We start from the raw sequence: 21,778 nt of genomic DNA, 5'->3' as shown, positions 1-21,778 counted from the left end.
GGGAACGCGCGCCGCCCGGCGCCTGCCACGGCAGGACCGAGGCAGGTGAAGGCGCGCCCTGCCTCAGGGGGCCGTGCGGCCCGTAGGCGGTCGAACCCCCTTCCAGCCGGTCGGGCGGATGCGTCAGAAGCGATCGGGATCGTCCGGGGGCCGGGACGGGATGTGTCTCCGGCGTGCCCCGGCCCAGGGCGCCCCTGGATGCGGAGTGGGCGGGCCGAGCGGGCCGCCCGCTCCGCACGGGCCGTGCGTTGGCGCTCTGCGGTCGCGAGACAACGTCGCGTCATTTCTTCGCGATGTCAATGAAATGAACAGAGTCTCTTCGTGAGAGCGGGCCGGATGGGCGCCACTGGCCAGTCATATGCTGACAAAAACCCCAATCGTGTCGACCGAACAGATCGCATCACGGTCATGTAACGCCAAGTTTTCTTTCTTGACGCACGAAATGGATGGGGTCAGACTCTTGTCATACGCAGTCGGCCCCACCACCTGGAACGGCCGGCGTGCTCCACAGGAGGCCGCTGTGACAGCTGCCGTACGCGCCTTACCGGCAATGACCTGACCGGCCGGATCCCCGCCGCCGGGCCCACGCCGGTACCACTCTTGACCGATCGCTCTTCGGAGGCATGTGTGATGACCCCGTCCAAGATCCGTTTCTCGGAGCTTGTCGGTGAGCAGACCCGCGCGGAGATCTTCGCGATCGTCCTCACCGCGGGGCCCATCTCCCGCACCCAGCTCGCGCAGCGGCTCGGACTGGTGCCCTCCAGCGTGACGCGGATGCTGCCGCCGCTCCTGGAGCACGACTACCTGCGCGAACTGGACACCGCCCCTACGGGGCGGGGCCGGCCGCAGAAGATGCTCCAGGTCAACCCGGACAAGCACATCGTCGTGGGCGCGAAGATCGGCCCGGCGCAGGTGTCCGCGGTGGTCACCGACATGGCCGCGGGAGTGCTGGCTCGCGCCGAGGTGCCGATCGCCGACTGCACCCCCGAGACCGCACTGTCCGCCGTCGCCGACCTGACCCGGAGTCTCCTCGCGGAGGCGCCCGAGGCGGCGGACAGGGTCCTCGGACTCGGTGTCGGCGTCAGCGGACACATTGACTCGGCCGCCGGTATCTGCCGCTACTCCGCCCTGCTCGGCTGGAACAAGGTCGACGTGGCGGGTCCTCTGCGCCAGGCCACAGGCCTGCCGGTCGTCGTCAACAACGACGTCAACACCCTGGTCGTCGCCGAACGCTGGTTCGGCCAGGGCCGCGACGTGGACTCCTTCGCCGTGGTCACCGTCGGCCCCGGTATCGGCTGCGGCCTGCTCCTCGACGGCGCCCTCTTCTCCGGGGCAACAGGCCTTGCCGGAGAGATCGGCCACCTGCCCCTCGACCCCGGGGGTCCGATGTGCGGCTGCGGGCGCCGCGGCTGCCTGGAGGCCCTCGCCGGTGACCGGGCCGTCCTGCGCCACCTCCGGGACGCCGGAGTCGAGTGCACCGGCATAGCCGAGGCGATCGAGCTGGCCCGTTCCGGCACCGGTTCGGCACAGACCGTCGCCCGCTCCGCGTTCGCCGAGGCCGGCACTGCCCTGGGCAGGGGCCTGGCGGGCCTGTGCAACCTGCTGAACCTCCAGAAAATCATCATCGCCGGGGAAGGCGCGGTCGCCCATGACCTGTTCGGCCCCGCCATGACCCAGGCGATGCAGGCCCACGCCTTCTCCACCGCCGCCCAGGACTGCGACATACGCGTCGATCCCGTGCACCACGACCTGTGGGCCAGAGGCGCCGCTTGCCTCGTCATCCAGGACGCGGTCGGCGCGGCCCTGTCCTGACCCAGCCCTTCCCACAAAGCACCCAGTACCCGAGACCCACGATGAGGATTTGACGTGCCCGAAAACCTGGCCGGTCCCGCCGACTCCTGGTGGAGCAACGCGGTGGTCTACCAGATCTACCCCCGCAGCTTCGCCGACTCGAACGCGGACGGCATCGGAGACCTCCAGGGCGTCATCGAGCGCCTGGACTACCTTGCCGAACTCGGGGTCGACGTGCTGTGGCTGTCGCCGGTCTACCCCTCGCCGCACGACGACAACGGCTACGACATCAGCGACTACCAGGACATCGACCCGCTGTTCGGCACCCTCGCCGACTTCGACCGGCTCCTTCACGCCGTGCACGAACGCGGCATGAAGCTGGTGATGGACCTGGTCGTCAACCACACCAGCGACGAGCACGCGTGGTTCACCGCCTCCCGCGACGGCGGCCCCGGCGGCGACAAGCGCGACTGGTACGTCTGGCGGCCGCCGCGCGAGGGCATGGAGCCCGGCACACCGGGCGCCGAGCCCAACAACTGGGGCTCGTTCTTCTCCGGCCCGGCCTGGACCTACGACGAGGCGAGCGGCGAGTACTACCTGCACCTCTTCTCCCGCAAGCAGCCCGACCTGAACTGGGACAACCCCGAGGTCCGGCAGACGGTCCACGCCATGATGCGCTGGTGGCTGGAGCGGGGTGTCGACGGGTTCCGCATGGACGTCATCAACCTGATCTCCAAGGCACCGGGCCTGCCCGACGGCCCGGTGCACGAGGGCAGCGGGTACGGCGACGGCAGCGCGCACTACATCTGCGGTCCGCGCATCCACGAGTACCTGGCCGAGATGCACCGCGAGGTCTTCGACGGCCACCCGCGCCCGCTGCTGACCGTCGGGGAGATGCCCGGCGTCACCGTCGAGCAGGCAAGGCGGTTCACCGACCCCGCCCGCCGCGAGGTCGACATGGTCTTCCAGTTCGAGCACGTCGGCCTCGACCAGGGCCCCGGCGGCAAGTTCGACGTCCGCCCGCTGAAGCTCACCGACCTCAAGGCCAGCCTCGGCCGCTGGCAGGCCGGCCTCGGCGAGACCGGCTGGAACAGCCTGTACTTCAGCAACCACGACCAGCCGCGCGTCGTCTCCCGCTTCGGCGACGACAGCCCCGCCTACCGCGACCGCTCCGCCAAACTGCTGGCCACCGTCCTGCACCTGCACCGCGGCACCCCGTACGTCTACCAGGGCGAAGAACTCGCCATGGCCAACGCCCCGTTCGCCTCCATCGGCGACTTCCGCGACATCGAGTCCCTCAACCACCACCGCGACCAGCTCGCCCTCGGCACCGGCGAGGAACAGATCCTCGACGGCCTGCGCCACCGCGGCCGCGACAACGCCCGCACCCCCATGCAGTGGGACGCCACCGAGCACGCCGGGTTCACCGCCGGCACCCCGTGGATCGCCGTCAACCCCGACCACCGCCGGGTCAACGCAAAGGCCCAGCTCGCCGACCCCGACTCGGTCTTCCACCACTACCGCCGCCTGATCGAACTGCGGCACACCGAGCCCGCACTCACCCACGGCGACTTCCACATGCTCCACCCCGACCACGAGCAGCTCTACGCCTTCACCCGCCACGACCGGGAGAGGGGGGTCGAACTGCTCGTACTCGCCAACTTCGGCGGAACCGACCTCACCGTCGACCTGCCCGACGGCTGGGAGGACAGCGACACGCTCATCGCCAACCTCCCCGCCACCTCACCCCTCACGAGCCGCTGCACCCTGCGCCCGTGGGAAGCCCGCGTCCACCGCCGCAGCCGCACCGCCGACTGACCCTGCCCTTGTCGCAACGACGCACATCGAGGAACCAGCCATGAACAACCCGCGCACCCGCACCGTCCGCAGAAGGTCTCTCCTCCTCGCGGCCTCCTCTCTCGCCCTGCTGGCCCCGCTGACCGCCTGCGGCGGCTCCGACACCGCAGCGGGCGACGGCAAGACCCTGCGGCTGTGGCACTACGAGCAGCAGGACGGCGCCCTGAGCAAGGCCTGGGACGCGGCGATCGCCGAGTTCAAGAAGACCCACCCGGACGTCAAGGTCGTCTTCGAACGCAAGACGTTCGAGCAGGTCCAGCAGAACGCCGGCATGATCCTCAACTCCGACAAGGCGCCCGACGTCATGGAGTACAACAAGGGCAACGCCACCACCGGCCTGCTCGCCAAGCAAGGCCTGCTCACCGACCTCACCCCGCTGGTGAAGGAACACGGCTGGGACAAGGCGATCAGCGAGCGGGCGTCCGTCACCGCCCGCTACGACGCCAAGGGCGAGATGGGCGGCGACAAGTGGTACGGCATACCGAACTACGGTGAGTTCGTCTTCGCCTACTACAACGACGACCTGTTCAAGAAGTACAACGTCACCAAGCCCACCGATTTCAAGACCTTCGAGGCCGCGCTGGCGAAGTTCAAGGCCGCCGGCGTCACCCCGCTCGCCAACGCCGGCAACGACCACCCCGCCGGCCACTGGCTCTACCTGCTCGCCCTGTCCAGGGCCTCCGACGCCTGGGTCGACGACTACCAGCTCTACCAGGGCAAGGTCGACTTCCACGGCCCCGAGCTGACCTACGCGGTGAACAAGTACCAGGAGTGGCTCGACAAGGGCTACTTCGAGCAGAAGGACGTCGGTCTCAAGGGCAGCGACATGACCGAGCAGTTCGTCTCCCAGAAGCGGCCCGTCATGGTCGGCGGGAACTGGTGGTTCGGCGGCCTGAGCACCGACATCAAGGACTTCTCCTGGTCCACCGCCCCCTACCCGGGCAGCGAGAAGACCCTCGGTTCCGGCGGCAACCACTGGGTGATCCCCACCAAGGCGAAGAACAAGCAGCTCGCCGAGGACTTCATCGCCATCACCATGACCGACAAGATCCAGAAGCTGATCGGCGACGAAGGCGGCATCCCCCTCACCGCCAAGGCCGACACCATCACCAACCCCAAGGCCAAGGAACTCATCAACGCCTTCAACACCTACCAGACCAGCAACGGCCTGGCCTTCTACCCCGACTGGCCCGTCACCGGCTACTACGACACCTGGCTGGCCTCCACCCAGAACCTGATGAACGGCGGCAAGCCCGACACCGTCCTCGACGAGCTTCAGGCCCCCTACGACAAGTACGTCGCCACCCGGTCCTGACCGCACCGCGGCCGGACAGCACCGCGGCCGCACCCCGCATCAGGCAGCGCGTCTCATCTCCCCGGCGCCGCGTCGTTCAGGGGACGGCGCCCCGGCCCCCCGGGCCGCCGTCCCGCCCACCTAGGAGCAACCGTGAAAACCACACGTCACCGGCGGTCCACGGGCTACGCCGTCTTCCTCGCCCCAGGCCTGCTTCTCGCTCTGCTCTTCCTCGTCGTCCCGCTGGTGATGACCTTCTACTACAGCCTCACCACCTGGCAGGGCATCGGCACCCCTGAATTCACGGGTTTCGACAACTACACCCGCCTCTTCCAGGACGCCGACTTCTGGGCCTCCTTCCGCAACATCGCCTTCGTCATCGTCGGCATCGCGGTCGTGCCCACCCTGCTCGGCCTGTTCCTCGCCGCCCTGCTCTTCGACTACATCGGCAAGAAGCACGGCGACGGCGTCGTCGGAGTCTTCCGCTCCGGCCTCTACCTGCCCCAGGTCATCCCCGTCGCCGTCACCGGCCTGATGTGGGGCTGGATCCTCGCCCCCGAAGGCGCCGTCAACAGCATCCTCGACACCGTCGGCCTGTCCTCACTGCAGCAGAACTGGCTCGGCGACCCCGACCTCGCCCTGTGGATCGTCCTCGGCGTCCTGGTCTGGATGCAGCTCGGCTACCCCCTGGTGCTGTTCCTGTCCGGCCTGCAGCGCATCGACCCCGAACTGTACGAGGCAGCCTCCCTGGACGGGGCGAGCTGGTGGCAGCGCTTCACCCGCATCACCGTGCCCATCCTGCGGCCCGAGGTCTACGTCGTCCTGGTCACCACCACCATCGCCGGCCTGAAGGTCTTCGCCCAGATCTTCGTCCTCACCGGCGGCGGCCCCGGCAACTCCACGCTCGTGCCCGCGTACTTCGCCTACCAGAACTTCTTCGAACGCGCCGACGTCGGCTACGGCTCCGCGATCTCCAGCACCATCACCCTCCTCGTGCTGATCATCGCCGGGACCATGCTCACCCGCCAGGCCCGCGAGGACGGATGACCATGATCACCTACGCCAACGACGACACCAGCAGCAGGCCGGACGTACGCAAGGCCAGCCCCGCCGGACACGCCGCACCCAAGCAGCGTCGAAAGAAGAGAAAGACCAGCGGACGCAGCGCCGGCTCCTACGCCGTCATCGCCGCCGTCACCGTCTTCGTCCTGGCCTTCCTCGCACCCTTCGGCATCATCCTGGTCAACTCCTTCAAGACCAGCGCCGACTACCGCTCCAACGGCTCCCTGTCCTGGCCCGAACAGTGGAACTGGGGCGTCATCGGCGAGGTCTGGGAGCGGGTCGACTTCTCCCAGAAGCTGGTCAACAGCATCCAGATCAGCCTCGGCGTCGTCGTCATAGCCGTCGTCCTGGCCCTGTTCAACGCCTACGCCATCGGCATCGGCCGCGTCCGATGGCGCACCGCCTTCCTCGTCTTCTTCCTCGGCGTCAACGTCCTGCCGCAGGAAGGCCTGGTCTACCCCATCTACTACCTGTTCAAGGAACTCGGCCTCTACGACGGCAAACTCGGCTACACCATCCTCGTCGGCATCACCTACAGCGCCTTCGGCACCTACCTGCTGTCCTCCGTCTTCAGCAGCTTCCCCCGCGAACTCATCGAAGCCGCCTCCATGGACGGTGCCAGCCGCTGGACCATCCTGTGGCGCATCGTCCTGCCGATGAGCTGGCCCACCCTGTCGGTGATGTGCGTGTTCTTCTTCGTCTGGAGCTGGAACGAGTTCCTCTACCCCCTCGTCCTGCTCATCTCCAACAACAAGCAGACCGTCCCCCTCGGCCTGTCCGTCATGCAGGGCCAGTACACCAGCGACCCCACCGCACTCAGCGCCGCGGCCCTCCTCGGCGTCATCCCGATGATCGTGTTCTTCCTCATCTTCCAGCGCACCCTCACCCGCGGCCTCACCGCAGGCGCCGTGAAGTAGCCCCTCCTGGAACCGCCCCGGATCCGGCCCTTAAGCCGCCCCGCAACCGGATCCGGGGCACACCCGACCCGCACTGACTGGACAAGGACGGACAGCCCCCGAGCTCAGCCCACCGCAACGCCCCCCAACGCAAGGTTCGCCATGAAGACGACCACCCACTCCAGCACGTCCCAACGGCAGCACCACAGCGCCTTCTCCCGCGCCAGCCACCTGTCTCTCGAACACGCGCCACACGCCGTTCGGACAGCCCGGCAGCATGCACGTACGACCCTGCACGCATGGGGCCTGCCGCTGCCCATCATCGAGGACGCCGTCGTCGTCATCTCAGAACTCGTCACTAACGCCCACCTGCACACCCCCAACGGCCCGGCCGACATCCATCTGCTGACCCACGACCAAGGGCTCGTCATCTCCGTTCGCGACACCTGCCCCGCCACAACCGACCTGCCCGCGGCTCCGCCCGGTACCGACGAAGACCACGGTCGTGGCCTGAACATTGTCCGCGCTCTCGCCGAAGCGTTCGGGTGGAGCCACGGTCTGAGCGGCAAGATCGTGTGGGCCCGACTGAGCCTCCGCTCGGCCTACCGACCTCCTTGCGCATCGTGATACCCGGGGGGCAGGCGCCCGCAATGCGCAGGGAGCTGCATGCCTGTGCACGGCACGGACACAAGGGCATCGTCCCCGGCGGCGGGCGTAGCGTCGACAAGCCCTGCCCGGTGACGACGATCACCGCCGGCGCAAAGGCGCCACGGCGGCTGAACGGCATGTGGGCGCCCGCGTTCGTCCCTCGCCGACACGCCGCGGAGCCTTGCCTGGACGGCGACCGTGCTGTTGCGGGCCCGCTGTGCGCGCCACGCAAGGACGCTGATGCCATGCTGACCTTGCGCGGTACAGAGACGCGGGAAGGGTGACCGGGGGCCTACGGCTGCCCTGGCCGGGCTGCTGATGGGGATGTCTGAAATCGGTTCTGGCCGCAGTTCCGTGAATCCCCAGTTCAGCGAGGGGAACGAGGGATCGTTTCGGCAGAGTGTTTCCTGGCGTGGCAAGCAAGACGGTCGAGGCTGTGCTGTTTCCCGGGATCGATGTGCGAGTGGAGCGCGTCAGCGACTCCTCTGACGTCCTGGTGGTGGAGGCGGTGTCCACCGCTCGCCCGGGCCGGTGCCCGGACTGCCGGAAACAGGCGAGACGTAGACACAGCACGTACCAACGCGCCGACCGTGCGCCGCTTCCGCGACACCGACCTCGACGAACTGCTGGCCTCCGCCCGCGACCGCCGCTCCAACGGCGTCCTGGAGCCGTTCAAGGCATACCTCAACACTCGCCGCCCTCCGCGCGGGCACCGCCGAAGCGGTCCGGGCCGACATCCCCAGCCCTCGCAAGATCACCTCGTGGATCATGCGACCCCGGGAGACGCTCACCGAAAGCCAGGCCGAGCGACTCCTCCAAGTCCGGCTCGCATGCCCGGACATCACCCGGGCCTGCGATCTCGCCCGGGCATTCGCCGACCTGGTCCGCCACCAGCGCGGGTACCTGCTGCGCGAGTGGATCCGGCAAGCCGAGCAGGACGCACTGAAGCCCATGCAGGGCTTCGCCGGCTTCCTCCGCCAGGACCTCGACGCCGTCACCGCCGGCCTCACCCTCCCCTGGAGTTCCGGCGTCGTCGAAGGACACGTGAACCGGGTGAAAACGCTCAAGCGAGCCATGTATGGCCGAGCCTCGTTCGAACTCCTGCGAACCCGCATCCTCATCCAGCCATGAGGCTCCGAGAGCTGGGCATACAGTCAGGACCCATGAAGTCGCCACAACCCACGGATCCGCAAGCCGAGGCCGGACAAGGCCGTATCCCTCTATGGCTTGACCCGGAGGACTTGCGCTGGCTGGCGCAGCACTGCTGTTGCGCCGACGACGCAACCGACGAAGACAAGGACCGCTGCGGACGGCTCCGCTTCCGGGCTAGCGCAGCCCTGCACAAGCATCAGCACTCGGCATGAGGACGTAGGCCGTCACGGAACTGCGGCCAGAGCCCTGAAATCGACCAGTGCTGCTCGTCGCCCCACTCGCTCCGACGTTCAACCGAGTGGGGAGTTTCAGCGAGCGTCGCGCACGTTGTCGGCCGGGGCCGCCCGCTCGTGGAGTGTGCGGGCCGGGCCGGCCGGTCAAGGGCGCCCGCGGCGGCGCTACGCGCTGGGCTTCGCCCACCCTGGACAGTCCGACCCGGCCCTGGACCTGGCTGGCTATCGGGCGGCCCCTCCCTCGTGGTGTCCGTCCGCAGGTCAAGTGCCGGATGGGTGGGGGAGAGGGTCCGGACGTCGTCGGGCGGCCGCAGGCGCGACAGCGGGTCGGCAGCGGCAGACAGGGCGGGCGCCTGGGTGCTCATCGGGCGCTCACCGCCAGCAAGGGGAGTGCGTCGGCGGAGGCGGAGATCGCCACGGTGGGCGCGGGGCGTAGCTCGGCGCGCAGTCGCAGGGGCGTGATGCGCTCGCCGTCGGCGCGGCGGACAGCCGGCAGGTCCTCCCAGCCGAGGTCACGCAGCAAGACCAGCAGCGCCGCGCGTGTCTGGGGGCACCCCCGCTCGCGCGGGGAACACCGCCATGGTCGCGGGCTTCTGCGCCGGAACACCCCCGCTCGCGCGGGGACCACGCCTGCGGGATGAGGTTGGACTTCGCCTGCCGCGGAACACCCCCGCTCGCGCGGGGACCACGAGTCGGCGTACCTGCCCGGCGTCGATCCGCGCTTCTCCCGGGGCCTCCTTGCGCTTCTCGTAGGAGTAGATGCAGTCGATGTCGCAGGTCTCCCCGCGCAACTTCAGGATCGCCGAGACGGCGGCCTCGCCGTCGTCGGCCACCAGGCTGCGGTACAGCTCGTCGATCGGGTCGTGCCGGGCGGGGGCGCTGCGCATTGGCTGACTCCCTGGACGGGGCGGGGCGAATGGGTGGGGTCAGGCGTCCAGGAGTCCGAGCAGCGTGCCCTGCCCGGACTGGAGCACGTGAGCGGTCTCCAGCGGGGTCCAGAAGCACTCGAGCCGCGTCGGCTCACCGTGCCCGTCGTGGTCCTCCTGGCTCGGCCACCGCTCGCGCGTCGGCTCGGTCAGCTCCAGGAGGAAGATGTGCCGGACACGGGGTTCTCCTCAGGAGTCGTCGGATCGCGCCCGCCGGCCACAACCCGAAGTCGGGCAATGAGGATCAGTCGGGACGGAAGCGCTGATTCTAGGTCTCGCGAGGAAGCTCCGGCGGGGTCCGCAGAGGCCGAAGAGACCTGCCGCATGGGGCTGTCGCCGCCACTCGTGCAGGACTTCGAGGATGCGACAACTGTCCCTGCCAGCACAGAGGTTGCTGGTAGTCCCCCGGTAGTCCCCTTCGGCCGAAAGGAGGGACGGGGGGCGCGGGCCGGTGCTTGTATATCGGCGTCGACCAGTTCACCCACCCGCTCGCCTACCGCCGGTGGCAACGCGGACTGACCGGGCCCGACCTCGCGGCCGGGGATGGAGCCGCCGACAGCACGCCTTTGTTCACGCTTATCGCAAGATCTTCGATGGCGCACTGTAACTGATAGGGCGGTCTCAAAACGTTGTGCGGCCGTCGCTGCGCGGGTCCCCAACCAGCAGCCGGTCCCTGTAGAGCCCGTCCTGCGCCCGGCGGCGCCATGGCCGGGCGTACCGAAGGGCTACGTCGATGTCCGTGTCGGTCGAGTCGAGGTCGATGTCCACGACCGCCAGAGCGGGTTGTCCGTCGGCGGGGCACTGCGCCACCCACCGGCCTCCGGGCGCCACGATTCCGGAGGGTACCTTGGCACTGAACTGCGCCGGCACGGCGTAGCCCACCCAGTAGCAGTACAGCGTCCCGTAGGCCTGGGCGACGCGCGCCCTTGGAGCGTCGTCGACCATCACGGAGAGCAGGACGCAGTCGACGCCCAAGCGCTCGTACTCGGCGAAGAGCGGCGGGAAGTTCGCCTCCACGCACAGCGCGCAGCCGATCCGGATGCCACCCACCTCGAAGACCAACGGCTCCCGCCCCGGGGTGTATAGGTAGGAGACCTCGGTATGCGACAGGAACCGCTTGTCGTACCTGGCGACCAGCTCGCCCCGGTCGGAGACGACGAAGAGGCTGTTGTGGGGCCAGTTCGGCGGCGTGAGCGGGTGAATCGACCCGAACACCGTCCACAGCCGCAGTTCCCCCGCCAGCACAGCGATCGACTCGGCCTCCTCGCGCATGACGTCCCAGGCGGCACGGCTCCAGTCGGCCGGGACCAGCTCGCCGTGCGGGCCTGCCGCCATCACGTGCTTGCTCGGATAGACGATTGCCCCTTCGGGGAACTGCACCAGCTGCGCGCCCGCCCCGGCCGCCTCCGCCATCAGGGCCCGGATCTCCTGCCCTGCCGCTCGAAGTGCTCCTCGGTCAGTGGGATCTTCCGGCACGGTGCTCTGCGCGACTGCCAGCCTCAATGTCCTGGACGGGCTGGGGCATTCGTCCGGTGTAGAAGTCGTCATCGTCTCTCCGATCGGCGAGTGCTTGCCGGCTCCGTGAAGGAGGTGAGCAGGGAAGGGCGGTCAGCGGAACTGGGGGCTCTTTGTGGGGCCGAGGCTGGTGGAGTGCTCGCATTGGATAGCTGCATGCGGTCGAAGCGATCGGTGGCGCAGCGGCGCCAGAAGGTGGCGACAGCGGGGCCTAGCAGCCAGCCTGTGCTCCAGCGGCGTTAGCGTCACGGTGAGGCGGGCTCCGGATAGAGCGGGTCGGGACCGAGGGTGATTCATCCACGGCGCCGCCTCGCCACGGAAGGAGTGACTGACGGGATCGGTGCCACTGCGGTCATCGAGGCTGAATCCCGTGACCATGATCATGTTGGAGTCGTCGGCGATCGACACGAGGTGTGTTCCGCAGCGCGGACAGAAGCCTCGGCGCAGGGTCGGCCAGGTGGCGTACCAGGTCGGCTCGCCGCCCGGACCGATCCACGTCAGCCCGTTCTTGCGGAAGCCGACCCAGAGGACCGCGGGGCCGCCGGAGATCCGCGTCTCTTGCCAGCAGGAACACAATTCCCTGTCAAGTCCATGTGTTCACTTCTTGTGCTCCTCTGTGTGGTGGCGTGCGGTGCTGGCCGTCGAAGGAGTGGGACGGCCACCCACCGGTTCGGACGAGCAACTCCTTTCAGGCCGACTGTGCCTCGTTCACCGGCGCGACGTAGGCCGCTTCGATGAAATTGATGAACAAATGTGTTCTCGTCGCCGAGCATTGTTCTCGATGCAGAGGAGCATGTGGCGGGCGATTCTCAGTTCTTCGCTGATTTCCCGATGTTTCACTCACCCAGATTCTTCGAAGCGGCCCGCAGTTCTCAAAGTCCTGGGATGTGGGTCGTTCGCTTTCTTCTCGTCAGGTTTCGACGGCCCGAATGCCTCTATGAAGTAGCCCAGCGCCTTTCTGGAGTTGTCCTGGTTGAGCATCCCCTAAGGACTGTCCCGCAAAGATCTTGGCTCCGAGTACGGAGCAACCTGTAGAGCTGGTGAGGTGCTCAGCCGGTGGTTCGTGAGGTGTTCAGGGACCGGGCATAGTCGGCGAGTGCGCGGAAGTCGTTCTCCAGTAGGCCGATCCGCGGGTTGACGTGGTGGAGGAGCCCGGGGCCTCGATGGTGGGCGGTCACGTAGGTCTGATCCAGCTCGCTCTGCTCGTCGTCCACCCAGGCGAAAGGGCGGCCATTGGCGTAGTTCACCAGCGGTCCGGTCTTCCAGTGGACTCCATCAGGGCGTTCCTGGAGTAGGACGTCGCCGAAGTCGACGAAGGGAAGTTCCGGAAGGCCGAGCACTGGTGCGATCCACCGGTTTGCGTCGTCCATCCATGTGGTGGCCCAGCACAGCTCGAAGCCGAGCTGGAGCAGGATTCGTCCGTGCTCTGGGTTGAGCCAGACACGTAGGGGACGTCGTCGGGACGAGAGGCCCCTGTCGTCCTCATGGGCGTCGTTCCGGGGGACTCTGAGTGTGATGTAGCCGTGGGGACGCCTCTCCGGCTTGGCCGCGTAAGGGTTGAGCGGCCCGTCCACGTCGAGGAACAACAGTGGTCGGTTCACGGTTTCCCCCGGTCTTGCGCATTGTGGACTGCCCCGATCAGCGTAACTGCGGCATCGGCTCGGCATTGGGCCAGCCTGAGTGATGATCATGATGTGGCGAGTGTGATCACGGCATCGGAGCCGTCCTGGATAACCCCGTTCGCGGGGCTGAGCCCGCGCTGCTTCGGCAAACTGCTGACCACGCTGCGGCGCGATGGAGCAGATGTGGTCCGCCGAGGCCGGCCGTGGAGCCTGCCGTTGGAAGATCGGGTGTTGCTGGTCACGGCCTACTGGCGAACCAATCTGACGTTGCGGCAGCTCGCTCCGCTGTTCGGCGTCTCGAAGTCGACGGCTGGCCGAGTCATCAACCACCTCGGACCCCTGCTCGCACTCCAGCCCCGCAAGCGGTTCGCCAAGGACACCGTGCTCATCGTGGACGGCACCCTGGTGCCCACCCGCGACCACACGATCGCCGAGCGGTCGAAGAACTACCGGTACTCCACCAACCATCAGGTCGTCATAGACGCCGACACCCGCCTGGTCGTCGTGGTCGGCCGACCGCTCGCCGGGAACCGCAACGACTGCAAGGCATGGGAAGAGTCAGGCGCCAAGGATGCCGTCGGCAACCAGGGCCCCGGCGTTTGCCTGACTCGTCCGGTTTTGATCATGTGATGCCGTAGAGGGTGAGGACGCGGAGGCGGTCGGTGTGGGCTCGGCGTCCGGCGGTGGTGTTGACGTATCCGGCGAGCTTGAGTGCGCTGCGGATCAGGTCGCGGACGGCAGCGAGTACGGCGGGCGCATTGTGGGTTCTGACCTGGGACTTGTCTTCTCCGAAGACCGCATCGCGGACCCAGTGGACGGTGTTTTCCACCGTCCAGCGCCCGCGAGCCCAAGACGCGATCTCGGCCGCGTTCGCTTCTTCGGCGGTCAGGTCCGTGATGGCGTAGACGGTCTCGCTGGACCACTTCTTCGCTCCGTAGAGGCGGCGACGGCGCTGGATCCGCAGGACCTGGGCCGCGTACGGAAAGAGCAGGCCCGCGACAGTGACGACCTGGACGATCCGTTGCTCGTGGCGGCCGTGCCCTCGTGTGTCGTCGCGGTGGATCACGGGGATGTTCTTCCAGGGCAGGGCATGGAGTTGGCGGGCCTGGCCCCGCTGGTTGTTCTTGATGGTCAGCAGGTAGTGGGCGCCGCGTTCGTGCAGGTAGGTGGCGTGGTCGCGTTGGGCGTGGAGGGCATCGGCGGTGACGACGGTCCCCGCGAGATCTATGTCGTCGACCTGGTCGAGCAGGGGTGCGAACTCGGGGATCTCGTTGGTCTTCGCGCCATTCTCGCGCGAGGCGAGCGTGACGCCGTCGCCGTGGCGGACCGCGGACAGCACGAAGACCCGACTGCCGTCCGGTCGCTTCGCGCCACGCAGGCACTTGCCGTCCACCGCGATCGCCCGGCGCCTGGACCTCACGGGCTCGGCGCGGGTGGCTGTCCGGTGGGCCTGGCGCTGTTCGCGCTCGGTTCCGCCATCGGGCATCACCGGATCCGGCTGAGGGGGCTGCGTGGACAGCAGGGGCCGGAGGTAGTCGTAGCCGGCCGCGGTGATCTCACCGGGATCCAGACGCCCCAGGACGCTGCGCAGGGTCTTCTCGCTCGGGACTCGGTAGCGGCCCAGCAACGGGTGATAGGGCAGGCCGAAGGCGGCAAGCTCCTGCGGCGTCGCACGCCGGCACCACTCCGCCGCCGCGGTGATCGAGTCGTGGCCCGCCGCAGTCATCGCGCAGACCACCAGGGCCAGCAGCGAGGAGATCCGGTAACGCACCCCGCAAGCCCCTCGCGGGTCGGTGACCGACTCGAACTCGGCAACCAGACAACGGACTTGGACCTGTGCGCCAGCCTCACCGAGGGACTCCAGGCGGGGTGCGTGAGGCGCGAGAACAGCGACAGGAGATGATGGAGGGACGAACACGGCACCTTCGTGGATCTTGAAGCGTAGAGAACTCCATGATCCACAGGTGCCGTGTTCACCTGCTTCCGGGGCCCGCTGCCGCGATCAACCACTCCAAGCCGGGGCGAGCCAGGCACACGCCGGGGCCCTGGATGCGGACCGGCTCCTTATTGTCGGTCCGCGGCCGGGATACGCTGCCGATCTTCGTGGGGCTGGGGAGGCCCCATAATGTGGGGGGTGTTTCCTTGAGTGCCGCACAAGACGAGAGACCCAGGGACATTTGGACCCTGGCCCGCAGACGCAGGATCAACGACCCGCTCGCGATCACCTTCGTCACGCTGTTGCTCGGCGGTCTCGTCGCGCTCGGCTGGGTGAGCGGGAACGTGGAGCGCGTCAACACCATGTGGGTGGGCGCCGAGGTCGCCGCGGACGGCAGTGTTCGGGTCACCGAGGTCATCGACTACGACTTCGCGTACCCCGACGCGACTCGGCACGGCGTCTACCGCGACGTGCCGGGTCTGTACAGCGACCAGGAGACCGCCAAGGTCGTCGCGACCATGGATGGCCACCGCGTTCCGTGGGAGTTCGACGCGGGCGACTACTACGAGGAGCCGGACGGCCGACGGGAGATCGCCACCCGCATCGAGGTGGGCGACCCCGACCGCTCCGTCACCGGCGTGCACCGGTACCGCATCGAGTACACGCTCACGGACGTCGTGAAGAACGGCAAACTCGCTTGGGATGCCGTCGGCACGGGATGGCGGGTCGACCGCTCCGACGTCGAGATCCATGTCGTGGCGCCCTACGATCTCACCGGCACGCGCTGCGTGCAGGGCACCAACGGGTCGGAGGACGGATGTACGGCCAAGAAGGCCGCACCCGGCCACCTCGCCGTCACGCTCGACAAGCTCAAGGGGCGTGAGGGCGTCACTCTGTACACCTCCCGTGGGGCGAAGCTGACCGGCGCGAAGCCCGCCCTGCCCGCGCTGCCCTCCGGGAAAGCCGTCGGCGCCGCCGTCCCGCATCCGCTGTGGGTGGGCCTGCTCGCCTTCCTCTTCGCCCTGGCCTGCGCCCTGGTGACGGTTCAACTGCTGCGCTTCCTCGGCCGTGACCGGATCGCCGAGGAGGGCACTGACGGGGCGCCCGGCAGGACCCGGCGTGTGGACCTCGACCGGCGCGCCGCCTCGCTCACCCCGTCCCTCGTGCCCCCGGAGGGATTGACCCCGGCCCAGGGCGGGATCCTCCTCTCCGAAGGCGTAGGGCACCACCACAAGGTGGCCTGGCTGCTGGGCGCGGCCGCCGACGGCCACATCACCGTCGAGGGGACCGACCAGCACCCCACACTGAGACGCCGGGATCCGGCCGACGCCCCGGCAGACCCGGTCGCGAGAGTCGTCTTCGGCAGCATCTTCTCGGGGCGCGACACCTGCACCCTGGGCTGGTACGACCCGCAGTTCAGGTCGGCCTGGGAGAGTCTCACCCGCGCGCTGGAACAATGGCAGGCGGACAGCGGCCTGTGGGACGCGGCCGCCGCGCGTCGTTCCCGTCTCGGACGGCCCGTCGGCCTCGCCGCCACCTTGCTCGGCTTTGTCGTCGCAGGGCTCGGAGCCTGGGTCGGCGGCGGCCGGAACGCGGTCGGCTGGCCGATCCTCGCCGTGGGCCTGATCGCCGTGAGTGTCGGCTACGCGCTGCGGCGGCGCTCCTGGGAACTTGAGACCCGCAGCCCTCGCGGCGCCGCCCTCTGGCTCCGGACCGAGGCGTTCCGGCGTTACCTCGCCGACCCGGCCGCGCTCCAGGCGGACGAGCCCCTGGACGAGGAACGGATGGAGCTGTACACGGCCTGGGCGGTGGCCCTGGACGTGGCCCAGGCCTGGGAGAAGGCGATCGCCGACTCGACCACCGTCCCCGAACACCGGTCGGCCGTGACCTCCCGGATTGCCCCGGCCCTGGCCGTGGGCCTGCTCCTCCACACCGCGCGCGCCAGCACCGCCCCGGCGTCCAGCAGCGGCGGTAGCGGAGGAGGAGGGGGTGGAGGCGGTGGTGGTGGTGGTGGTGACGTCGGCGGTGGCTCCGGGGGCGGTGGCGGCGGCTCCTGGTGACGTCACCCGTGTAACGAAGGCGCCCGCCTTCGCAGTGCTCGGCGCGAACTCCCGCTTTGGCCTGGTGATGGCCGCAGGCTTCGCCGCCGGTGCGGTGCTGGGCGTGCTGCTCCTGGGCGTGTTCTCGGACCTGGTCCTTTTGTCCCCGTGCTGGCAGTGATCCTGCTCGCCTCGGCGGTCAAGTTCGCCCGTCACGACTGACGGGGGCATGGCCGCCGCTCAGCGGGGGCTTGATCAAACCCAGCGTGGAGGCCGCCGGGTGGATCCAGCCCGTCGACACCTTACGAGCAGCCGGTCGGCCGGTATCGCACCGTCACCGTGGCGCTGTTCAAGCTTCGCCCGCTTCGAGGCGGGATCCGGACGCCGAACTCCCCACGGTGCCGTGGCTGGTTGAACGGGTCGATGGGTGACTCGACGGCTGAAGCTTCCCCTTGATGACTTCCGGCCTGATCCAGCCCAACGGTCACGGCTGACTGACATCCGTGACAACCTGATTGCCCGGATCGCCGAGGCGGAGCGGGAAGGATGGCTGGGCGGAGTCGAGGGTCTACAGGTCAGCCTCTCTGGCGCGCAGGGCAAGCTGGACCAGCTCGATACCGAAGCAGCCCGCCGATCCTCCACAGTCGATCTCGGCATGTCGGCCTTCGCAGAGATTGCCAACCGCACCACCACCACAACGTCGACGGACCGGCATCGTCCCTGAAATCCATGGTCGTCACAAAGCTGAACTGCCTACGCTCCAACCCATGCGATCTGTCTTCGTGTTTCCCACAGGTGAGCGAGCTGAGACCGTTGCCTCGCTCGATCGGCATCTGCCCGAGCAGCGCAATCCGTGGACTCTGGACGGCAACCTCTATATCGACATCGACGATGAGCAGACCGGCTACCTCTTCTCCGACTGGGATCCTGAGGATGTTGCGATCCTCGAAGTGGCCATCGGACATCACCCCACTTGGGCGGTGCAGATCGACATGACCGGGGTTCCGTCCGACGGTGGCGGACGGAACCCCGGTGAGGGGTGGTACGCAACAGCTGGGGCGTCAGGGACCGACGTGCGGAGCGCGCGCGGCGGACGAACCGTCACGGACGACCTCGCCCGTGAGGTTGCCGTTGGCCCCCGAGCCGAGGAACAGGACGAGCTTGGCGACATCGTCCGCGTCGGAGAGGCGACGGGTGGGCGTGCCGGAGGCCAGCTTGTCGGTGATGGCCTTGGGGATCGGCGGGCGGCTGTCGGTCAGGGTGAAGCCGGGCGCCACGACATTGACCAGGATGCCGTCCCGGCCGGCCTCCCAGGCGAGACTGCGGGCAAGGCCGTAGAGACCGGACTTGGCCGTTCCGTACGGACCGGGTCCGGGCAGGCCCTCCTCGGCCACGCTGGAGGAGATCAGCACGATGCGTCCCCAGCCGCGCGAGCGCATGCTCGGCAGGACCGCGCGGACCTGGGCGGCGGCGCCGATGAGGTTGGCGCTGATCATGGCCTGCCACTCGTCGAGCGACACGTGCTCGAAGCGGACGCTCGGGTCCGGCGGGCCGTCGCCGCCCCAGCGCACGGCGTTGGCGACGAGCACGTCGATCCCGCCCCACGACTCGATGACGGTGTTCGCGGCCTCCTCGACGGTGGGCAGGTCCTCCAGGTCGAGCCGGACCACTAAGGCCTGCCCGCCGGCTGCCTCGATCTCGGAGGAGACCTTCTCGGCCTTCTCCGGATTGTTGCGGTAGGTGATGGCGACGCGGGCGCCCTCCTGGCCGTAGGCCCGGGCGGTCGCGGCGCCGATACCGGTGGAAGCGCCGGTGACCAGGACCACACGGTCCTTGAGTGCGGTGTCCATCGTGCGGGATGTCCTCTCTTCGTCGTGAGTGCGTTCTGTGACGCCGGGCCGGCCCGGGGGCCTGCCCGGCCGTCGACCCGGCTCAGGCCGTGGGGGTCTCGGCCGGTGCGCGGGTGGCGAGCACCTCGACCGCTTCCAGAGCGGCGATGCGGGACGCCTCGTGGGCGTCCTTGAACTGTGCCAGGAACGGCATGACCGGGGCGTGGGTGAGTTCGGTGTGCACGAACTGCACGTCCTCGAGCCCCAGCGCCGAGAAGTAGGCGCGCAGGAAGGGCTCCTGGAAGTCGAAGGGCTCCCGGGGGGTGCCGGGGCCGTAGGCGCCGCCGCGGGCGCTGAGGATCACGGCGGACTTTCCCGCGAGCGGCAGCCACGGCAGGGTCACCCGGTCCATCCAGGTCTTGAGCGAGCCGGGGACGGTGAAGTTGTACATGGGTGTCCCGATGAGGAGGACGTCCGCCTCGAGGAGCTGTTCGATGAGGGGGCGGGTCCCTGCCCACGCCTCCGCCAGCTCGGGCGCGGCGGCCGCCACCTCGTCCATGGCCGCGATGTCCCGCACCCCGTTCAGGGAGGACTGGGTGGCCAGCCGGACCCGGGCCTCGTCGATGGGCGCGACTGGCTCCGCCACCAGGTCCCGGTAGGTGTAGGTGCCTTCCGGATGGGCCGCCTTCCAGTGTTTGACGAAGGCCGCGCCGAGCTCCCGTGAGAACGAGTCACTCCGGGCACTGGCGTCCAGGTGCAGCAGATGCGCCACAGCATTCCCTTCCAGGCAAGATGATCTGAAGTCGAAACCAGAGTAGACTGAGATAATCTCAAGTCAAGGCGATTTGAATCCTTTGCTATCCTGCTGACATGTCCCTCACCACTCCCGCCGGCGACACGGCGTCGGGCAGCCGGCTCCACAGCGATCTGCACTGGTTGTTCGCCCGGCTCAAGCAGGGGCTCGCCACCGCGGAGACCTCAGTCGTACGCGAGCACGGCATGAGTCTGTGGGGCTACACGGTTCTGATGGCCATCGTCGAGGCGCCCATGAGGAGCCAGCTCTCGCTCGCCCAGGCCGTCTCGGTCGACAAGAGCAAGCTCGTCCTGGTCATCGACGAGCTGGAGTCGGCCGGCCTGGTCTGCCGCCGCCCCGACCCCGCCGACCGCAGGGCCCGTATCGTCGAGGTGACCGAGGACGGCCGCCGCGCCCTCGACGCCGCGCGCAACGACGTCGAGGCGATCGAGAACAATCTGCTGGCCGACCTGGACGCACCCTCTCATCAGGCGCTGCGGTCCGTGCTCCGCCAGCTCGTGGGGGCGCCGGTCGGACGCATCGAGGACGGGCAGCAGGCCGGCAACGCCTGCGCCCCGCCCCAGCCCTGACCGGACGGGGACAAGACGGGCGCGTGGCTCTCGCGCTTCACACGCGCAGGACACGGCCCAGTTCGGAGCGGCCCTGGATGCCGACTTGCGGTAGGCGCGAGCCAGGTGAGTCTCGACGGTCCGCCGGGGTCACGAACGGTTCGCGCGCGTTCGAGCCGTTGGTCCGGCCGACGGCGGCGAGCATGCTTGCCGGTTCAGGGCTGCTACCCGCACGTGCTGATGCCCCAACGACCGTGGCGGCGCCCTGGCCCCGACTGACTGGCAGAAGGCACCGATGCCCAATCTCTGACCTATCTAGTGCCGCATCAGGCAACGTTGGCCCTGGTGACGACTGCGCGTAGGCGGTCGTCGGCGGCGTGCTTGTTCCGCCAGATGATGTAGCGGCGGATCATGCTGCCCTGGGCCTTATGGCTGGCATGGTCGGTGCCGTCGAGGGCGAAGTAGCGCAGGGCGGTGAACTGGGCCTCGATGCGGTTGAGCCAGGTGCTGTTGGTGGGGGTGTAAGCGATCTCGACGTTGTTCGCCTCCGCCCACGTCCCGACCCGCTGGCAGCGCTTCGTCGTCAGGTGCGGCGAGTAGTTGTCGGCCACGATCGCGATCCGCACGTCCATCGGGTGCAGCGAGCGCAGGCAGCGGCAGAACTCCAGGAACTTGGAGCGGTTCCTGGTCATCTTGATGTGCCCGTAGAGCTGGTCCTTGCCGAGGTCGTAGGCGGCGAACAGGTGCCGGACGCCGTGCGGGCGGGTGTAGGTCGCCCGTCGGCGGGGCCGGGGCTCCCTGTCGGGGTCCTTGTGCTTCCCGCCGCGCTCCGCCCACTGCCGGCCGGGGTGGGGCTGGAGGTTGAGCGGGCCGAACTCGTCCATGCAGAAGACGATTTCGGGTTCGCCCTCCTCGGGTACGACCTCGCCGTCGGCGATCACGTAGAGGTGCTCGACGCGGGCCTTCTTCGTGGCGTACTCGGGGTCGCGGGAGGTCTTCCAGGTCTTCACGCGTTGAAAGGAGACGCCCTCCTCGCGGAGCAGGACCCGAAGGCCCTCGTGGCTGATGTCGTCGACCACCCCCTCGGCGACCAGGAAGTCGGCCAGTTTGGTCAGGCTCCAGGTCGAGAACGGCAGGCCGTGCCCGGCCGGCCTGGACTTGGCGATCTTCTTGATCTCCCGGCGTTCGGGCAGTGTGAAGGTCCTCGGCCGACCACCCCGGTACTTCGGGCAGAGCGAGTCGAAGCCGTCCGCGTTGAAGTTGTGGATCACGTCGCGGACCCGGTCCGCACTGGTGAACGTCACCTCCGCGATCTTCGCCACGGGCATGTGCTGGGCTGACAGCAGCACCATCTGGGCCCGCCGCCAGGTCACCACCGAACCGGTACCTCTGCGGACGATCCGCAGCAGCCGCCGCCCCTCGTCGTCATCGATCTCCCGGACCCGCACAAGTTCAGCCACGCGATCATTCTGACCGCCCGAAGCCCCCGGCCCAGCATCCGGACGACACGTCACACCGGGGGGGTCTGTGTAGCGAACGGTGGAACTCAGTCGATTTTGTTCAGCGGCGTCCGGCGGTGAGCCGGCCGTCGAAGGTGATGTCGAAGGCTTGGAGCG

At 68.4% G+C, this 21,778-nt stretch carries 20 protein-coding genes and 1 pseudogene; 12 read left to right on the top strand and 9 right to left on the bottom strand.

Going from position 1 to position 21,778, the window contains the following annotated elements:
* Positions 1–630: 630 nt before the first annotated feature.
* The 7 genes from ABZZ79_RS32245 to ABZZ79_RS32215 all read left to right on the top strand — a co-directional run bounded on the left by ABZZ79_RS32245 (position 631) and on the right by ABZZ79_RS32215 (position 8,679).
* The gene (locus tag ABZZ79_RS32245; protein WP_356694861.1) at positions 631–1,812 is read left to right on the top strand and encodes an ROK family protein; all 1,182 of its coding nucleotides are present in this window, start codon (positions 631–633) and stop codon (positions 1,810–1,812) included.
* 54 nt (positions 1,813–1,866) lie between these two features.
* Positions 1,867–3,609 (top strand): alpha-glucosidase, encoded by a 1,743-nt coding sequence (locus tag ABZZ79_RS32240; protein WP_356694859.1) that lies wholly within the window; start codon positions 1,867–1,869, stop codon positions 3,607–3,609.
* 40 nt (positions 3,610–3,649) lie between these two features.
* Complete coding sequence (locus ABZZ79_RS32235) at positions 3,650–4,963, top strand: extracellular solute-binding protein (RefSeq protein WP_356694857.1); 1,314 nt, start codon at positions 3,650–3,652, stop codon at positions 4,961–4,963.
* Positions 4,964–5,095: 132 nt separating this feature from the next.
* Positions 5,096–5,989 carry a sugar ABC transporter permease gene (locus ABZZ79_RS32230; RefSeq protein ID WP_356694855.1) on the top strand — a complete coding sequence of 298 codons (894 nt, stop codon included), beginning with the start codon at positions 5,096–5,098 and terminating at the stop codon, positions 5,987–5,989.
* Positions 5,986–6,921 carry a carbohydrate ABC transporter permease gene (locus ABZZ79_RS32225; protein ID WP_356694853.1) on the top strand — a complete coding sequence of 312 codons (936 nt, stop codon included), beginning with the start codon at positions 5,986–5,988 and terminating at the stop codon, positions 6,919–6,921. The genes ABZZ79_RS32230 and ABZZ79_RS32225 overlap by 4 nt, the downstream gene beginning before the upstream one ends.
* A gap of 141 nt (positions 6,922–7,062) precedes the next feature.
* Positions 7,063–7,527: an ATP-binding protein gene (locus ABZZ79_RS32220; RefSeq protein ID WP_356694851.1), complete on the top strand. Its 465-nt coding sequence runs from the start codon at positions 7,063–7,065 to the stop codon at positions 7,525–7,527.
* Between the two features lie 789 nt (positions 7,528–8,316).
* A complete protein-coding gene (locus ABZZ79_RS32215) occupies positions 8,317–8,679 on the top strand; it encodes a transposase (RefSeq protein ID WP_356694849.1) in 363 nt (120 codons plus the stop codon).
* A gap of 615 nt (positions 8,680–9,294) precedes the next feature.
* Here the strand turns inward: ABZZ79_RS32215 and ABZZ79_RS32210 are convergent.
* From ABZZ79_RS32210 to ABZZ79_RS32190, 5 genes are all read right to left on the bottom strand, one after another.
* Positions 9,295–9,456: a hypothetical protein gene (locus tag ABZZ79_RS32210; RefSeq protein ID WP_356694847.1), complete on the bottom strand. Its 162-nt coding sequence runs from the start codon at positions 9,454–9,456 to the stop codon at positions 9,295–9,297.
* Entirely contained in the window at positions 9,446–9,820 is a 375-nt protein-coding gene (locus ABZZ79_RS32205; RefSeq protein ID WP_356694845.1) for a hypothetical protein, read from the bottom strand. The genes ABZZ79_RS32210 and ABZZ79_RS32205 overlap by 11 nt, the downstream gene beginning before the upstream one ends.
* A 660-nt stretch (positions 9,821–10,480) precedes the next feature.
* Entirely contained in the window at positions 10,481–11,407 is a 927-nt protein-coding gene (locus ABZZ79_RS32200) for a carbon-nitrogen hydrolase family protein (protein WP_356694843.1), read from the bottom strand.
* Between the two features lie 60 nt (positions 11,408–11,467).
* Complete coding sequence (locus tag ABZZ79_RS32195; protein ID WP_356694841.1) at positions 11,468–11,950, bottom strand: GFA family protein; 483 nt, start codon at positions 11,948–11,950, stop codon at positions 11,468–11,470.
* A 473-nt stretch (positions 11,951–12,423) separates the two neighbouring features.
* Positions 12,424–12,975: a hypothetical protein gene (locus tag ABZZ79_RS32190; protein ID WP_356694839.1), complete on the bottom strand. Its 552-nt coding sequence runs from the start codon at positions 12,973–12,975 to the stop codon at positions 12,424–12,426.
* Positions 12,976–13,068: 93 nt separating this feature from the next.
* Here ABZZ79_RS32190 and ABZZ79_RS32185 point away from each other — a divergent pair.
* Positions 13,069–13,578, top strand: a pseudogene (locus ABZZ79_RS32185) (transposase family protein); the annotation flags it as partial.
* Between the two features lie 40 nt (positions 13,579–13,618).
* Here ABZZ79_RS32185 and ABZZ79_RS32180 read toward each other — a convergent pair.
* On the bottom strand, positions 13,619–14,914 hold the full coding sequence (locus ABZZ79_RS32180) for an ISAs1 family transposase (RefSeq protein WP_356694837.1): 1,296 nt from the start codon (positions 14,912–14,914) through the stop codon (positions 13,619–13,621).
* A gap of 224 nt (positions 14,915–15,138) precedes the next feature.
* On the opposite strand from ABZZ79_RS32180, the gene ABZZ79_RS32175 reads away from it, so the two are divergent.
* The 3 genes from ABZZ79_RS32175 to ABZZ79_RS32165 all read left to right on the top strand — a co-directional run bounded on the left by ABZZ79_RS32175 (position 15,139) and on the right by ABZZ79_RS32165 (position 17,695).
* A complete protein-coding gene (locus ABZZ79_RS32175) occupies positions 15,139–16,992 on the top strand; it encodes a DUF2207 domain-containing protein (protein WP_356694835.1) in 1,854 nt (617 codons plus the stop codon).
* Complete coding sequence (locus ABZZ79_RS32170) at positions 16,922–17,152, top strand: hypothetical protein (RefSeq protein ID WP_356694833.1); 231 nt, start codon at positions 16,922–16,924, stop codon at positions 17,150–17,152. The genes ABZZ79_RS32175 and ABZZ79_RS32170 overlap by 71 nt, the downstream gene beginning before the upstream one ends.
* A 246-nt stretch (positions 17,153–17,398) precedes the next feature.
* Positions 17,399–17,695 carry a hypothetical protein gene (locus ABZZ79_RS32165; protein WP_356694831.1) on the top strand — a complete coding sequence of 99 codons (297 nt, stop codon included), beginning with the start codon at positions 17,399–17,401 and terminating at the stop codon, positions 17,693–17,695.
* 337 nt (positions 17,696–18,032) lie between these two features.
* Here ABZZ79_RS32165 and ABZZ79_RS32160 read toward each other — a convergent pair whose 3' ends face one another.
* Positions 18,033–18,821, bottom strand: a complete 789-nt coding sequence (locus tag ABZZ79_RS32160; protein ID WP_356694829.1) for an SDR family NAD(P)-dependent oxidoreductase — start codon at positions 18,819–18,821, stop codon at positions 18,033–18,035.
* Positions 18,822–18,903: 82 nt separating this feature from the next.
* Positions 18,904–19,572: an NAD(P)H-dependent oxidoreductase gene (locus ABZZ79_RS32155; RefSeq protein WP_356694827.1), complete on the bottom strand. Its 669-nt coding sequence runs from the start codon at positions 19,570–19,572 to the stop codon at positions 18,904–18,906.
* A 98-nt stretch (positions 19,573–19,670) separates the two neighbouring features.
* Between ABZZ79_RS32155 and ABZZ79_RS32150 the strand changes: the two genes are divergently transcribed.
* On the top strand, positions 19,671–20,183 hold the full coding sequence (locus ABZZ79_RS32150) for a MarR family winged helix-turn-helix transcriptional regulator (RefSeq protein ID WP_356694825.1): 513 nt from the start codon (positions 19,671–19,673) through the stop codon (positions 20,181–20,183).
* 305 nt (positions 20,184–20,488) lie between these two features.
* Here the strand turns inward: ABZZ79_RS32150 and ABZZ79_RS32145 are convergent, their stop codons facing one another.
* A complete protein-coding gene (locus tag ABZZ79_RS32145; protein ID WP_356694823.1) occupies positions 20,489–21,622 on the bottom strand; it encodes an IS630 family transposase in 1,134 nt (377 codons plus the stop codon).
* Positions 21,623–21,778 lie beyond the last annotated feature (156 nt).

Source organism: Streptomyces sp. NPDC006458, from assembly GCF_040612135.1.
Lineage (GTDB): Bacteria > Actinomycetota > Actinomycetes > Streptomycetales > Streptomycetaceae > Streptomyces.
The sequence above is the reverse complement of the archived record's forward strand: the minus strand, read 5'-3'. Positions and strand labels throughout refer to the sequence as shown.

Excerpts from the sequence above, each read along its gene's own strand:
- ABZZ79_RS32245 (WP_356694861.1), top strand. The coding sequence starts at position 631 with ATGACCCCGTCCAAGATCCGTTTCTCGGAGCTTGTCGGTGAGCAGACC.
- ABZZ79_RS32235 (WP_356694857.1), top strand. The coding sequence starts at position 3,650 with ATGAACAACCCGCGCACCCGCACCGTCCGCAGAAGGTCTCTCCTCCTC.
- ABZZ79_RS32225 (WP_356694853.1), top strand. The coding sequence starts at position 5,986 with ATGACCATGATCACCTACGCCAACGACGACACCAGCAGCAGGCCGGAC.
- ABZZ79_RS32220 (WP_356694851.1), top strand. The coding sequence starts at position 7,063 with ATGAAGACGACCACCCACTCCAGCACGTCCCAACGGCAGCACCACAGC.
- ABZZ79_RS32215 (WP_356694849.1), top strand. The coding sequence starts at position 8,317 with ATGCGACCCCGGGAGACGCTCACCGAAAGCCAGGCCGAGCGACTCCTC.
- ABZZ79_RS32205 (WP_356694845.1), bottom strand. The coding sequence starts at position 9,820 with ATGCGCAGCGCCCCCGCCCGGCACGACCCGATCGACGAGCTGTACCGC.
- ABZZ79_RS32200 (WP_356694843.1), bottom strand. The coding sequence starts at position 11,407 with ATGACGACTTCTACACCGGACGAATGCCCCAGCCCGTCCAGGACATTG.
- ABZZ79_RS32160 (WP_356694829.1), bottom strand. The coding sequence starts at position 18,821 with ATGGACACCGCACTCAAGGACCGTGTGGTCCTGGTCACCGGCGCTTCC.
- ABZZ79_RS32150 (WP_356694825.1), top strand. The coding sequence starts at position 19,671 with ATGTCCCTCACCACTCCCGCCGGCGACACGGCGTCGGGCAGCCGGCTC.